Source organism: Vibrio sp. A37, from assembly GCF_059777565.1.
In genome coordinates this window covers 1-13,886 of record NZ_JBLNLI010000025.1, presented here as the reverse complement: position 1 = coordinate 13,886, position 13,886 = coordinate 1, and the positions used below count along the sequence as shown (strand labels likewise).

Annotated in this window: 13 protein-coding genes and 2 pseudogenes; 9 read left to right on the top strand and 6 right to left on the bottom strand. The window is 42.1% G+C overall.

Translation table 11 applies throughout. From position 1 onward, the window contains the following. Positions 1-13: 13 nt before the first annotated feature. Both ACM2FC_RS21650 and ACM2FC_RS21645 read right to left on the bottom strand, forming a co-directional pair. Positions 14-805 (bottom strand): L-ribulose-5-phosphate 4-epimerase, encoded by a 792-nt coding sequence (locus ACM2FC_RS21650; RefSeq protein ID WP_498483130.1) that lies wholly within the window; start codon positions 803-805, stop codon positions 14-16. After that, positions 798-2,516, bottom strand: a complete 1,719-nt coding sequence (locus ACM2FC_RS21645; protein ID WP_498483129.1) for a ribulokinase — start codon at positions 2,514-2,516, stop codon at positions 798-800. The genes ACM2FC_RS21650 and ACM2FC_RS21645 overlap by 8 nt, the downstream gene beginning before the upstream one ends. Positions 2,517-2,941: 425 nt before the next feature. Between ACM2FC_RS21645 and ACM2FC_RS21640 the strand changes: the two genes are divergently transcribed. Both ACM2FC_RS21640 and ACM2FC_RS21635 read left to right on the top strand, forming a co-directional pair. Beyond that, positions 2,942-3,250, top strand: a complete 309-nt coding sequence (locus ACM2FC_RS21640) for a transposase (RefSeq protein ID WP_498483128.1) — start codon at positions 2,942-2,944, stop codon at positions 3,248-3,250. Positions 3,251-3,450: 200 nt separating this feature from the next. Then, positions 3,451-4,155, top strand: a pseudogene (locus ACM2FC_RS21635) (IS6 family transposase). A 203-nt stretch (positions 4,156-4,358) separates the two neighbouring features. Here ACM2FC_RS21635 and ACM2FC_RS21630 read toward each other — a convergent pair. Both ACM2FC_RS21630 and ACM2FC_RS21625 read right to left on the bottom strand, forming a co-directional pair. Beyond that, positions 4,359-4,895, bottom strand: coding sequence for a GNAT family N-acetyltransferase (locus ACM2FC_RS21630; protein ID WP_498483127.1), 537 nt, complete (start codon positions 4,893-4,895; stop codon positions 4,359-4,361). Further along, entirely contained in the window at positions 4,892-5,161 is a 270-nt protein-coding gene (locus ACM2FC_RS21625; protein WP_498483126.1) for a type II toxin-antitoxin system TacA family antitoxin, read from the bottom strand. The genes ACM2FC_RS21630 and ACM2FC_RS21625 overlap by 4 nt, the downstream gene beginning before the upstream one ends. Before the next feature lie 225 nt (positions 5,162-5,386). Here ACM2FC_RS21625 and ACM2FC_RS21620 point away from each other — a divergent pair, with 225 nt between their 5' ends. Together ACM2FC_RS21620 and ACM2FC_RS21615 are read left to right on the top strand one after the other, a co-directional pair. Continuing rightward, positions 5,387-5,746 (top strand): type II toxin-antitoxin system TacA family antitoxin, encoded by a 360-nt coding sequence (locus ACM2FC_RS21620; protein ID WP_498483125.1) that lies wholly within the window; start codon positions 5,387-5,389, stop codon positions 5,744-5,746. Next, on the top strand, positions 5,722-6,279 hold the full coding sequence (locus tag ACM2FC_RS21615) for a GNAT family N-acetyltransferase (protein ID WP_021709170.1): 558 nt from the start codon (positions 5,722-5,724) through the stop codon (positions 6,277-6,279). Before ACM2FC_RS21620 ends, ACM2FC_RS21615 begins: the two co-directional genes overlap by 25 nt. Positions 6,280-6,401: 122 nt before the next feature. Here ACM2FC_RS21615 and ACM2FC_RS21610 read toward each other — a convergent pair whose 3' ends face one another. Both ACM2FC_RS21610 and ACM2FC_RS21605 read right to left on the bottom strand, forming a co-directional pair. Further along, positions 6,402-6,782: a hypothetical protein gene (locus ACM2FC_RS21610; RefSeq protein WP_498483124.1), complete on the bottom strand. Its 381-nt coding sequence runs from the start codon at positions 6,780-6,782 to the stop codon at positions 6,402-6,404. Positions 6,783-6,968: 186 nt separating this feature from the next. Next, positions 6,969-7,856, bottom strand: coding sequence for a LysR family transcriptional regulator (locus ACM2FC_RS21605; protein ID WP_498483123.1), 888 nt, complete (start codon positions 7,854-7,856; stop codon positions 6,969-6,971). Between the two features lie 136 nt (positions 7,857-7,992). On the opposite strand from ACM2FC_RS21605, the gene ACM2FC_RS21600 reads away from it, so the two are divergent. The 5 genes and pseudogenes from ACM2FC_RS21600 to ACM2FC_RS21580 form a co-directional block, all read left to right on the top strand. Further along, entirely contained in the window at positions 7,993-8,358 is a 366-nt protein-coding gene (locus tag ACM2FC_RS21600; RefSeq protein WP_498483122.1) for a MaoP family protein, read from the top strand. A 3-nt stretch (positions 8,359-8,361) separates the two neighbouring features. Then, a complete protein-coding gene (gene gshB, locus ACM2FC_RS21595; RefSeq protein WP_498483121.1) occupies positions 8,362-9,402 on the top strand; it encodes a glutathione synthase in 1,041 nt (346 codons plus the stop codon). After that, on the top strand, positions 9,383-11,383 hold the full coding sequence (locus tag ACM2FC_RS21590; RefSeq protein WP_498483120.1) for a flavohemoglobin expression-modulating QEGLA motif protein: 2,001 nt from the start codon (positions 9,383-9,385) through the stop codon (positions 11,381-11,383). Before gshB ends, ACM2FC_RS21590 begins: the two co-directional genes overlap by 20 nt. A gap of 185 nt (positions 11,384-11,568) precedes the next feature. Further along, positions 11,569-12,726, top strand: a complete 1,158-nt coding sequence (locus tag ACM2FC_RS21585; RefSeq protein WP_498483119.1) for an MFS transporter — start codon at positions 11,569-11,571, stop codon at positions 12,724-12,726. 668 nt (positions 12,727-13,394) lie between these two features. Next, a pseudogene (locus tag ACM2FC_RS21580) lies at positions 13,395-13,832 on the top strand (reverse transcriptase N-terminal domain-containing protein); the annotation flags it as partial. Positions 13,833-13,886 lie beyond the last annotated feature (54 nt).

Sequence of the window (13,886 nt, the reverse complement as noted above, 5' to 3'; positions counted from 1 at the left end):
TTGACCTCATTGACTATCTATTGGATTTTTCTTGCCCGTAATAAGCGTTCGCACCATGTTTGCGTAAATAATGCTTATCGAGCAGAGCTGGATTAACCTGATCAATATTGGCGTTTATTTGTAATGTTTTGAGTGCCATTGACGCTACTTCTTCTAGGACCACTGCATTGTGCAGTGCATTCTCAGGACTGGTTCCCCAGCTAAATGGCCCATGTTCATTGACGATAATTCCGGGGATGCTCATCGGATCAATTTGTCCGCACTTTCCTCGCTGGGACGAGCCTTGATCCTGAATACTCTGGGAAATAGTTTCAATGATCACGCGTCCAGTGTTGAGCTCATAGTCCGCGGCTATTTCTTCATTTGATAAGGGTCTGGTGCATGGTATATCGCCGTAAAAGTAATCCGCGTGGGTTGTGCCCAATGCGGGAATGGATTTGCCCGCTTGAGCCCAAGAAGTTGCATTCGATGAATGCGTATGAACCACACCGCCAATTTGTGGGTAAGCCTTATACAAAGCAATGTGCGTGGCAGTATCTGAAGAAGGGGATAAGTCCCCCTCTATAACCTTGCCTTGCATGTCGACCACAACCATATTGTTTGGCGAGATCTGGGAATATTCGACCCCGCTGGGTTTTATCACTATCAAACCGGATTCTCTGTCTATTCCCGAGGCATTGCCCCACGTAAAGGTGACCAAGTTGTATTTTTCCAGCCCCATATTGGCATGCCAAACTTGATGTTTAAGTTGTGACAGGCGATCGCTGAGTTGGTATGTATCGTCTGTGGTTAGAAGATCAGTCATTCTGACACTCCCGACGTTGTTGTGATTCAGTGAGTTCTTCAACTTTTTGACCTAATTTGCGATAAGAACTGTATCGCTCGCGCTTAAGGTTTGTGTTGTCAAGGTTTGGGCGATAGGTGTGGCAGATTTGACTCGCCATTTTTGCTTGGGCTGTCTGGGTATCTTTATAAATGCCTGCGGCTACCGCCGCGAAGATAGCTGCACCCAATGCACAGCATTGTTCCGACTCTGCAACGGCAATATCTCGACCAATGACATCAGCACATATTTGCATGATAAATGGTGATTTTTTAGGGATACCACCGATTGCAATCAAACGCTCAACATGAACACCTTGGTTCACGAAGCAATCCACAATGGCTTTCGCCCCATGAGCAGTTGCTTCAACAAGAGCAGTAAACATGGCAGGAGCCGTGGTTCCAAGGTCGATCTGAGATATAGCGCCTTTGAGGCGTTGATTCGCGTATGGCGTTCTACGACCATTGAACCAATCCATAGCGATAGCGCTAGACAGCTTAAGATCGTAGGATTGAGCGGCCTGTGTGAGCAATAGCAGCAGAGAACCTTCAATATCGTCGAGTGGTAAATCTAGATCTGGGTTCTCTTGCGCGTAACAGGTGAGTGGCCACATTAGCATGTCTTTATACCATGCAAAGATGTCACCAAATGCAGATTGACCTGCTTCCAATGCGACTAATTCTGGAATGGCGCTGCCTTTAACTTGTCCACATATTCCGTTAATAGTGTTGTCGCCAATCGCATCTTGCTGTGCCATTAAAATATCACAGGTCGAAGTGCCAATGACCTTCACCAAGTCATTGGCGCCAGCGCCTGCTCCTACCGCTCCCATATGACAATCAAATTCACCGATGGTAACGACGATACTTTCATGCAAGCCAAAACGTTCTGCCCACTCCTGACTTAGTGTTCCGGCGGCCTGATCTGACGTAAATGTTTCAGTAAACATTTGATCGCGAATACCATCAAGAGTCGGTGAAATATCACTGAGAAACTCTTGTGAAGGTAATCCATCCCATGATTCATGCCAGAGTGCTTTATGTCCCGCAGCACATATTCCTCGTCTAAGTTTGTCAGGGTGTTGATTGTCAGTAAGTAGTGCAGGGATCCAATCGCATAGCTCAACCCAACTGTAGGCTTTTTCAGCAACACGATCATCTTGCTCAGAAACCCAAGCGGCTTTTGCCCAGAACCATTCAGATGAGTAAAGACCACCGATATAACGCGTGTAGTCGGGGTATTTTCCACTGTGTGCTAATTCGTTAATTCGCTCAGCTTTTTCTACTGATGTGTGGTCTTTCCACAAGATAAACATAGCGTTTGGATTGTTTTGAAACTCAGGTAGAAGTGCAAGTACGTTACCTTCGCTGTCAATCGGAGCAGGTGTTGAGCCTGTAGAGTCAATACCAATCCCAACAATGTTGTCTATAACCGTCTTTTTTCTATCCGCACCTGCTACTTCCGATAGCGCTTTTCTCACCGCGGCAGTCATAGCATCAATATAATCTTGAGGATGCTGGCGGTACTGAGACTGTTCCGCAATGCAGTATTGCCCTTGCTTCCACTTAGAGTAATATTCAATGCCACTGGCAATTTCGTCACCATTGGTGGTGCTTACAATTAGCGCACGAACTGAATCAGAACCAAAATCCAATCCAATCGTAAATTGCTGTTTAGCCTTGTTTTCGCTCATACAAACACACTCCAATATTATTTAGCGATTGAGTGTATTTATATGCCTTAAGTCATGACCCGAACATAACGGTGTTGGCTATATATATGGAGAATTTTGTCACCGCGTTGGTTTTGCCTTGTTGCTTCACATTTCAATTCGGAAAACGAGGCCACAAAGTTCAGTCAACACGTATTGTTTTCCAGTGCGATAGCTCCTTCCTGTAAAAACCAGATTCGGTTAAATATCGATTAATTGTCCCTTCTTTTCTCAGTATTTTGAGCCCTTTTTCTAAAGCAATAAATACCTCCTTACCGTTCACATGTCGGATTCATACCATTGCTTACATTTGATCCAATTACCTTTATCTTCTGATAACTGTAACGGTATGATTTAACTAGAGACTTCCTTAGAGGTAAAATTAGACGAACTCACGAGGTCAAAAAATGCCAAAGAAAATGCTAACCTCAGAATTTAAACGTGAATGTGCAGAGCTAGTTATTATTCACGGTTACAAACACAAAGATGCTGCCGCAGCAATGAGTGTCGGACTTTCATCCATTCAACGATGGGTGAGTCAGTACCGTAAAGAACTCAATGGTGTCACGCCTAAATCCAATGCATTAACGCCAGAGCAGCTCCGTATTCAAGAGCTAGAAAAACAAGTTAAGCAATTGCAAAGCGACAATCAGCTATTAAAAAAAGCTTCAGCCTTATTCGCATTAGAAATGACCAACGGCAACAAAACGCGGTAAGGCTGAATAGGATGGGTCATAGTGTGACCCAAGTGTGTCGTTGTTTATTCATTACTGCTAGTTCATTTTATTATCGAGCTAAACCGAAACCTATTTGCACTGAGCGTTTAAAGCTTGATGCTACATACGACAAAGTGGCTCCGTTGCAAAGTTTAATCATTGAATCACACTAAATAGAAATATCATCAGCAGGAGCCCCTATGTCAGAATTCAAAGGTCGTCATTTCACCGGCGATATCATTCTTTGGGCCGTTCGGTGGTACTGTAAATATGGCATCAGCTATCGAGAATTAGCGGAAATGCTGTTAGAACGTGGTGTCACCGTCAATCACACTACCTTATATCGTTGGGTTCAGAGGTATGCGCCAGAAATAGAAAAGCGACTGCGTTGGCGATGGAAACCGGGTTACAGCTCTAGCTGGCAGGTCGACGAAACGTATGTCAAAGTCAATGGCCAGTGAAGCTATTTGTATCGAGCCATCACCAAAGAAGGGGACCCCGTCGATTTTTATCTTTCGCGTACTCGCAATCAAAAAGCCGCGAAACGCTTTCTAGGTAAGGCTCTGCGTAGCACCAAGCCTTACGATCATCCGAAGACGTTGAACACCGATGGGGATAAATCTTACGCGCCCGCCATCACCGATTTGAAAAAGGACGGAGTCTGTCAACAACGCATCAAGCAACGGCAAGTCAAATACTTAAACAACCGGATAGAGTCCGATCATGGTAAGCTCAAGCGGCTCATCAACCCTGTTCGTGGTTTTCAATCGATGAAGACAGCGTACGCTACCATCAAAGGATTTGAGGTGATGCGGATGTTTCGAAAAGGGCAATTTAACTTCTGGCTGTATGGTCGTGGTCCTTTGGCAGAAGTGCGCCTGATTGAAAGTGAGTTTACATTTTAAACGTTAGAATTGTAGGAAACTCCGCGGTCTGAGAAACTTTGCAACGGAGCCCAAATCTTATGTGTCGCTTTTCGATGATTTGTTGCGCAAAATGATTTAGGGGCAAAACTTCCACAGATACACCCTCTTAGAGTGTATCTGTGGTGATCATATTTCCAATTTTAGTTGTAATATCTAAAATTTAACCATTTGAAAAATAGATGCTATTTATCGATAAATAGCTGTTCTACAGTCTTCATTGGAAGAAACATTCGGATGCGCCCATTGTAAGTACATAAAACGTCAAAACCATATTTGGCATAGAACGTCTGCGCCGAATCTGTCAAACAATCTACGACGATCGCGTATGCTCGCATATGGTGATTGACTTCCCACAGATATTCTAGAGCCTTAATTAAGCTGATTTTGCCTAGACCACTGCCATGAAATTCTTTATGGACTGCCAGTTGAGCAAGTAAAAAAACTGGAACAGGGTAACGAGGCAATTTTTTCGCTAGGCTTTCAGGTAAGGTCTCCCGACAAATGGAACTAGGAGCGACACTGTAGAACGAGCAAATCGGGTACTTTTGATTCATCATAGGTACATCACTTGGAAGAACCATTGTGCGACTGATACCCGCTTGCATGTGTTTTGCTGCCTGAGTTTTTATAAACTGGTTGAGTTCATGTTCACCGCAATCAAATGAATTACGATCGTGCTTGGTTTTACTTAACTCCTCAAATTTTTTACTCCAGCTCACTTAATACCGCTCTCTTTAGTAAACTTAGCCGCAGAAATTAAAGCTTCATTAGGTTCCTTAACTTTATTACAAGCCGCTAGAAACTCATCAAAGACATCATCTTTTACCGTGATACTTTCATACTCAGCGATCACATGACTTGAATCTTCGTCCATAAGGCGGACGACATATTCAGTCAAACTTTTTAACCCTAGCAGAGCAGATGCTTTCTCTGCTTTTGCTTTGATTTCTTCATCAAGCCGAATATCTAAACGTGTAGTGGCCATTTTATTCTCCTCTTGTACGGATAGATTCTGTACATGACCAATATACGTCAAAAGTTCTGCCATTACAAATTGTACAGCATAGTTCCGTACTTTCTAAAAACTTAGTTATGACATTAGGGTACACCCTAATGTCACATTTGAAGTACGGCAAATTACCGTACCTTTATTGACGTGTATGCAATTTTAATTCAAAATAACTACGTACGGTTATTTACCGTACTTTTAATGAGACACAAGTATGTCTCTATTTATCGATATGGAGGTTCATACTGGAAACAGCATGAATGGTTAAATATGGTCGCACTAAAAAAAGAGCGAGTTGAGTTTCGGCTTTCTCCTACTGAAAAAGAGCTCTTGGAAGAAGCTGCGTTGCTATCGAATACCACGGTGAGCAAGTTTGTTTCTGAGTCTGCCACTGATAAGGCTCAGCAAATTATTGAGCAGCATAAAAGGCTTCAGATTGAATCCGATCAGTGGGAAGAAGTGATGGACGCGTTAGAGAATCCGCCTGAACCTACTGAGCTCATGCAAGAAATCATAGATATGTCGATGGAGGACACTTGGACGGTAAAAACCAACAAGTAAGTATTGAGCGCTTCGATCCTGACAACGAATACGATGTCACTGAGTTTGATTGTGGCATGGATGAGTTCAATACTTTTCTCCATAAGAACATGCATAAAGAATTTGAACGTAGAGTATCCATACCCTACTTATGCCTACTCGATGCAGAGGAGCCAAACTCTCCACCTAAAGTCGTCGGTTATTTTACTTTAGCCAGTAGCTCATTTGATAGAAAACACTTACCGAGCAGTGAACGACGTAAAGTGATCTATCGTTCAGTCTCTTGTATCTTACTGAGCAAGATTGCGGTGGATAAATCCATGAGTGGTCAAGGCTTAGGAAAGTGGCTACTCGGTAAAGCGATTAAGCAAGCATTTCTATCGTCTCGAGACGTAGGTGTGTACGCTCTATTTCTTCAGTCTGTAGAGGGAAAAGAAGAGTTTTACATCAAAGCTGGGCTAATTCGGTCAAAAGCAGACCCTAGCATGTTTATCTATCCACTAAAGCAGTACGAACAAGCATTTAAGAAAATTGTTTTAAGTAAAAAACGATAGTGAAAAATAGACGCTCAACATTCTTTTATTGAGCGTCTATAAAACGGTTTTGCCCCATTTCTATTTTCAGATTTAGCTCGGCTGATTTAGTCGAGCTAAGATTTGCATTCAAAAAAGTTATATTACGATTGGTGAATTTCTATTCTGTATGCTTGATCATAACCAGTGTTACATGTTGTGCCATCAGTCGCTACAGTAACAGGCTGCTTATTCGTATATGCATCAAGAGCAATATTATACATTGCTTGGCCGCCCGATGTTGTTAAGTCCCATGTTAGCCAACCTCCGTACTGACAATTATTTTTTGAGGTATAGGAGCCGCATGGTTCTATGTAAGCTAGGCCACCTGAGCTTGCTTCCACACTGCAAAGTGTAAATGAAGTTGTTGTACCGCCTTTTAACAAACTCATTGGGTTCGGGCTTGATTGACTCCCAGCGAATACGTTTGTGCTAATAAATAGTGAAGAGCCAACAGCAGCAAGCACTAGCAAAGATTTTTTCATAGAGTTATTCCAATACAAATCTGAGGTATATTTTTAAAACGTGGCACACTCTAATTGCGTACGCCGTATGGTTCAAGATATGAATGAGATGAAATTTTAATGAAGGGGCTAACGCGATGTTGCCCCATTTCAAGTTAGAAAATCTTCACTAGCACATTAGGGATACTGGTTATCACCTTAAAAAAACTAATTACCGCTCTCTCCGGCTTGTTGGAGACTGTATGTGGTATCAGGAGTGATATCCATGACTAAGCTTTCAACCTGTTTAATTGCATCTAAGGACGTACTGTTTTTGCGGTAGCTCAAATAGATTGGCCGCTTCCATTCCTCAATACCTTCCACTATAAACAGCTGTTCATTGCTGATAAAGGGTTTGACTACGGAGCTTGGCAGATACGCTGTTCCTCCTTTCTCCAATATAAAATCCAATGCGATACGCCCGTTAGATGTGCGCATATAAGGTGCAGATATTGTTGGGTGCCTTTCTGCATGCTCTGACGCAAATCGAGTCCCCCAATCAACGTAGTAATAATTTTGCTCGAAGGCGATATCTTCAGTACAAGGAACGGTTGACACCAATACTAGAACTAAATCTGAAATATGAGTACACGAGAGTTCTTCAGATTTAATTGGATCTAAGGCAAAGGCAATATCTAGCGTTCGTTCCAACAGTTGTCGATTGAGCTTTTCTCGAGAGAGAGTTTCAGCGATAAAACTGTACCCTATGAACACATCCGTTACTTTGCTTAGACAGTTCTGCAAGTACGCATCCCACATGTTCGGAGTGCCACCTATGGTCAATTGCAAAGCTTTGCCTTTTTCGAGGGAGAGCTCAAACTTAGCTTGATCCAAAGAGCTGACCATTATTTCAGCATAATGGATTAATCGCTCGCCAGCAGATGTAAGCTTTATAGCATTTCTATCACGTATGAAAAGGGAAGTATCAAAGAAAGACTCTAGCTGCTTAATTCTTGCACTGACTGCGGCTTGAGTAATGTATAAGTTGCCTGCAGCTCGACCAAAGTGTTTCTCTTTAGCGACTTCAAGAAACGTTCGAAAAACTTTTACGTCCATAACGATTTATCTTTATTTTTTCGACAGGATAACAAGGAAATATTGTCGAAACGACAAAAATAATTTGATTTCCAAATTGACCGTTCCGAACTAACTTCACTTCGATCCAATATACGATTCGTTTTAGAGAAATATTATGGCTGATATCTTAGTACGTATGGGTGAAAAACCTTTTTATGACAATAAAGCTTTTCCTAGAGGTTTTGCTAAATCTGGCAATTTTACTATTGTCGAAGAAGAGTTGCTTATCCACTATGGCCACACTTTGGAAGGACTAGAGTCTGGAAATCTTCAGCCAGAAAATAGCGACGAGCAAAGTTTTTTGTCAGTTCTAACCGCCCCCGAAACGGCGCAGTCGAAATTAGAAAAAGTTTGGTTGAAGTACATTAAGTTGGCTCGAGGCAGAAAAACGTTCCATACGCTTAACACCAAGAAGCCAGTAGCGAGTCAAAGTTTGGTCGAATTATCCGATGATCCGTCGGACTCAGTGTTCGAGGATTAGTGAGTGCATATTTGTTTTTTAATGTATCCATGGGAGCGTGTTGTTCCTGAGTCCGATACGACTTTACGCCTTATTCACGAATGTGCCACTAGAGGCCACACTGTAGCGATTACTACAACAAGCGGACTAACAATACGAGATAGCACTGTCTATGGTTTTTGTCAGGTTCTAAAAAAGAGCAATAAAATTTCTGACAATATACCTAGGTTTTATAACCAAGCGGACTTTCAAAAAGCTCGATTACCGATGGCCGGTTTTGACGTTATTTTTATGCGAGCCAACCCGCCGTTGGACAATTTAGCGCTCAATTTCCTAGATTCTATTAAAAATGACACTTTGATTGTCAATGATCTCGAAGGACTTCGTATCGCGAACAATAAGCTTTATACCGCGAGCATGGAAGGACTCGCGAGTGAGTTCATTCCGGCAACGCATGTGTCTAAAAATCGCGAATACCTGCAGCGGGTTCTAGAGGAAAGTGAAAGCGAGAAAATGATCTTAAAGCCCCTCAATGGCTTTGGCGGTCATGGTGTCATCGTTATCGAAAAAACGGCGCGCCAAAACTTTCGTTCCTTGCTGGACTTTTATATTGGTGAGGGCGAACAAAGCAATTATGTCATCCTTCAAGACTATATCGAAGGCGCTGAAGAAGGAGATAAGCGCATCTTAATGTTAAATGGAGAGCCAATTGGTGCTATGCGGAGAGTACCTGCGCAAGGAGAAATTCGCTCAAATATTCATGCTGGCGGTACAGTCGTCAAACATAACATCACCAAAGAAGAAAAGCGCTTGTGTGCGGCAATTGGTCCAAAGTTAGTACGTGACGGATTATATTTTACAGGGTTAGATGTTATTGGAAATAAGCTTGTTGAAGTCAATGTGCTTAGCCCTGGTGGTATTACACGTATCAATAAGCTAAATCGAACAAGGCTTCAGAGGCAAGTTATAGATTTTGTTGAGAATATAGTTCATTCAAAAGATTTGATTTTGCAGAGAAAAAGCGTATTCCGAAGAGCGGTTGAAGATGCAAATATCGAACACTAGTTATACTCTCGAAGAAATGTGCCAGATGATCGCTCAAGAGCAGCCTTTTAGCGGTCAACTTGCAGGTTCTGGATGCCTAATTAAAATTGAGGAATATTTGCCCGTTGTTTGCACCGCCATTCATGCAGGTAGCGGCTTAAGAGCTGAACTTTTACGACAATGCGAATTGTCGGATGAAGAAAGGTTTTTTGAAGAAGATCCTTTTACTGATGAAATGATTATCTCTCAGCCAATCACTATGATTGGCTTAGACTCTCGATTTGAATATGATCTAAATCGCCCGAAAGCGCTCAGTACATACTACAAATCGGCGTGGGATAAGCGAGTATGGAAAAAAGCGCTACATGCTAGTCAGCGTAAGACCAGTCAGCACAAGCATGAATTGTTTTATCTAGTTTACGAAGCTCTTATTTCCAAACTGGAGTCCAAATTTCATTTCGTTATTGTTTATGATCTTCATTCGTATAACTACAAGCGCATCACAAAACCAACACCTGTATTTAATGTTGGAATATCGCAGATTGACATGGAACGGTGGGGTAAAACTGTCAATCGCTTCAAGTCCGAATTGAAGAAGATAGACATTCCCAATACGGAAACTGAAGCTGAGCTCAACGCTGTATTCGAAGGTCGCGGTTATCTTATCTCACATACTAATGCTCATTTTGATAGGACTCTCGTCCTACCAACGGAAGTAAAAAAAGTGTTTATGGATGAAGATTCTGGCGAAGTTTATCCTTTGGTTTTAGAGTCAATACAAGTGGGGTTAAAGCAGGCATTTAGTGATACCAGCGCCTATTTTCAGCGTCAGATGAATTCCAAGCTACGAGTTCGACGTTCGGACATGCTCAGTTCCAAAATTGAGCCATCGGTTTTGACGATTGATAAAGCGATACACCGTCTATCTAAAAAGATAGAGACATTAAAGTATGTGAACCCAACCAACTTAGTACGAGAAAAATCTCGATTCTTTGCCTCCCCAAGACGGTATAAACCAAATTACAAGTATCGACAGCTACCAGTTAATGCAAATGAGTTTAAACATCAGCTATACAAATTGAATTTAGATAGCATTTCAGACCCTGATTTAAAGGCACTGTATAGTGACATGATCAATAAACTCAGTGAGAAAGTTGATCTTCTTACTTGTGTTGGCCATGAAAGTTTTCTCTATAGCTCATTAAAGTATCACGGTCGACCTGATAGTACTTCGATAAAAAATGCACATTTTTTACTGTACTCAAATGACATACAAGGAGAGTCAGAACAAGAGTTCAGCTCCTCTGAGGCGAAACAAAAATTTATTGATGTCGCCAAATCGTGGAACATGAAATGTAAAGTAACGGAAACGGCAACGATTGCTGCCAAAGCAATGGTGTCTTCAAATCCTCCGACTTTATATATCCAAAGTGGAACTCTTTATAAAGAAAGTGAAATCCAAAGGCTTATCCAACATGAGCTTGGGGTTCATATGGCAACAACATTAAATGCGAGAACACAACCGCTCTCCATTTTTCGCTTAGGTTTACCTGGCTCCACATTTACTCAGGAAGGCTTAGCCATTCTAGCGGAATATAAAGCGGGTTTGATGTCGTTAGAACGCCTTAAAGTCTTAGCAGCTAGAGTATTGGCCGTCGACTCCATGCTCAAAGAACAAGATTTTTATCGTACTTATAGTTATTTAACGGAAGAGCTACAACTAGATCATGAGTTAGCCTTTACTGTAACCACAAGAGCTTATCGTGGTGGCGGGTTTACCAAAGATCATCTTTATCTTTCTGGCTTTGTGGAGCTGTTACAGCTCTCTAAAACAGAAAATTTAGATAACCTTCTCACAGGAAAGTGCAGTGTCAGGTATAGAAGCTTGATCAATGAACTTGTAGAGCGTCAATGGGTCAAGGCGCCTCAATTTCAATTAGATGTTACGGATAGTGAAAACTCGGTGGTACTGGACTATTTGATTGGCTCGCTACGTATGTGATTATTGGGCAGACACCCTAGAAGTTCTACCAACTTTATTTATCTCAATCATCAGGCAATGTAGTCCTGAATTTCAACAAATACCTTTTATCGTCACGGGTAAAATAATTAGTTTTACCGATGGCGATTTCAAGAGCATATTGCGCCTAATTTTTGGTCATTTCATTTGCTTTTGAGGTTTAGAAATTGGATAAGGTTGCCGTCTCAAATCAAGACTCCTGTATTTTAGTTCCAATTACTGCACTTAGCTTATATGCAGTTGCTTCTGGATATTTAATGAGTCTTATACCTTTAGCCTTAACGTCTCATGGGCTGGACAATTCTTTGGCGAGCTGGCTTGCCAGTGCATTTTTTGCTGGTCTACTAGTAGGTGCTTTTATCATCGAACCTTTGATTGGTCGGTTGGGGCATCAGAGAGCATTTATCTGGAGTTTAATTACGCTGCTCATAACTGTAATTGCTTTACCAGCATTGCCATACAGTGCAACTTGGGTGGCTTCCCGACTGGTTGCAGGCATTGCGGTTGCAGGGGTATTTGTTGTCGTAGAGTCATGGTTACTTCACGGTGATGTAAACACACGTGCAAAGCGTCTAGGCATATATATGTCAGCACTGTATGGTGGGACATCGATTGGTCAATTTGGTATCAATCTCTTAGGTGTCAGGGGTTGGTCACCATTTATCGTTATTTCGGTTGTTCTAATACTTGCTGTGTTGGTTCTACTATTACCGCATTCAAAACAGCCTGAGAAACATCAATCTACTGCGTTTTCAATTAAGAAAATCAAGAGCATCAACCAACCTGCTTTAATCGGTTGTTTGGTATCGGGGCTTACATTAGGCGCTGTATATGGATTAATGCCTTTAGCGTTGACCAGCATTGGAATATCACATGACCACGTAGGAAGCCTTATGGCCCTAGTCATAATAGGTGGTATGGCTATTCAACCTTTGATTCCCTATTTATCAAAGTTTCTGGGTCATAATTTGCTAATGGCAGCCCTGAGTTTATTTGGTGGTGCGGCGGTAGTTGTCGCCATTTTCTCTCATGAACATATGATGTTGGGTATAAGTTTGTTTATTTTGGGTATGGCTATATTTGCACTTTATCCAGTCGCTATTAATCTGGGTAGTTCTAAGTTACCCGCAGAACACATCGTATCCGCAACACAAATCATGTTACTTGTTTATAGTATTGGGTCAGTCGTTGGACCGATCATGGTGGAAGCGATGGACAAAAAAGGTCAAGGCTTGTTTAGTTTTTTACTTGCGGCGTTAATGATCACATGCCTCTACATGCTTTTGATGAGTGTTGGACTTCGACAACTTGTTGCTGGGGATTAGAATGAGCGTTCATTGGTCTAAATAGCTTTTTCATTAGTTATTGTTAAGGATACAAACCCATTTAGTGATTAAACCCTAAATGGGTTTTGTCCGTGCGACCTGAAGTCGTATGAAGCGTTGTTCACCGCGATAAGAGTGAACCATCTGTATCACCAGATGACCCTAGGATTCTGAATAAAGCAGCGAATCCGACAATGTAACGAAACTCGGTTTTAAACTGAGTGGGAACAGAATCGTGAGAGAACGTTCCTCCTGATAACCACATTTCGGGTAAGTGCTAGGGTGTCAGTATGATGAACATATGTGAATCCATGTAAGGTGCGTTATGCCATAAGCAGCGGAAGTGGTTAATACGCTGTAGCCAAAACGGCAATGAGAGGTGGAAAGGGGTTGGACAATACTCTTTCGTGATCGATGTACTCTCCGCACTATAGTGGGCATCTAACCTGATATTTTGCGCAACATACGGAACAGGGTAAGCCTGTATCACTCCCTTTGGGAAAGCCGTCGCGGCCGATAGTGGTGCAGGTATAGGAGGTCGGAAAAAGCGAAAGCTGGATTGTAATGATGCAGATACAGGTTGATACCTGATCACGAAAGTGAGCCCACTTCCGACTGGTCTCCCTTTGCGAGAGAATTTGAAGAACTTTATTTAAGGAGAAAAGCAAATGGTGATCTCGAAAGAGATTAGTGCATCTTCTGACGGTGCTCAATGGCAGTCTATAGACTGGAAATCCGTTGAAGCGCACGTATTAAAGCTTCAAATGCGTATCGCAAAAGCAGCCAGAGAAAAGAAATACGGTAAGGTGAATTCCTTACTGTGGATCTTAACTCACTCTCGCTCAGCTAAACTTCTTGCTGTTAGGCGAGTATCTCAAAACAAAGGCAGTAAAACGCCTGGAATAGATGGTGTCATTTGGAACACAGATGCACGCCGTATGAAAGCAGTCAATCAGCTTAGTCGCAAGACTTATAAAGCGAAGCCACTAAAACGTATCTACATTCCCAAAAAGAATGGCAAACTCAGGCCACTAGGCATTCCGTGCATGATTGATAGAGCGCAACAAGCACTTCATCTACTAGCACTAGAGCCAGTATCTGAAACCTGAGGAATCCCCACGAATTTCTCTCTATAGACTGATTGTGTATCGACCTTAGCC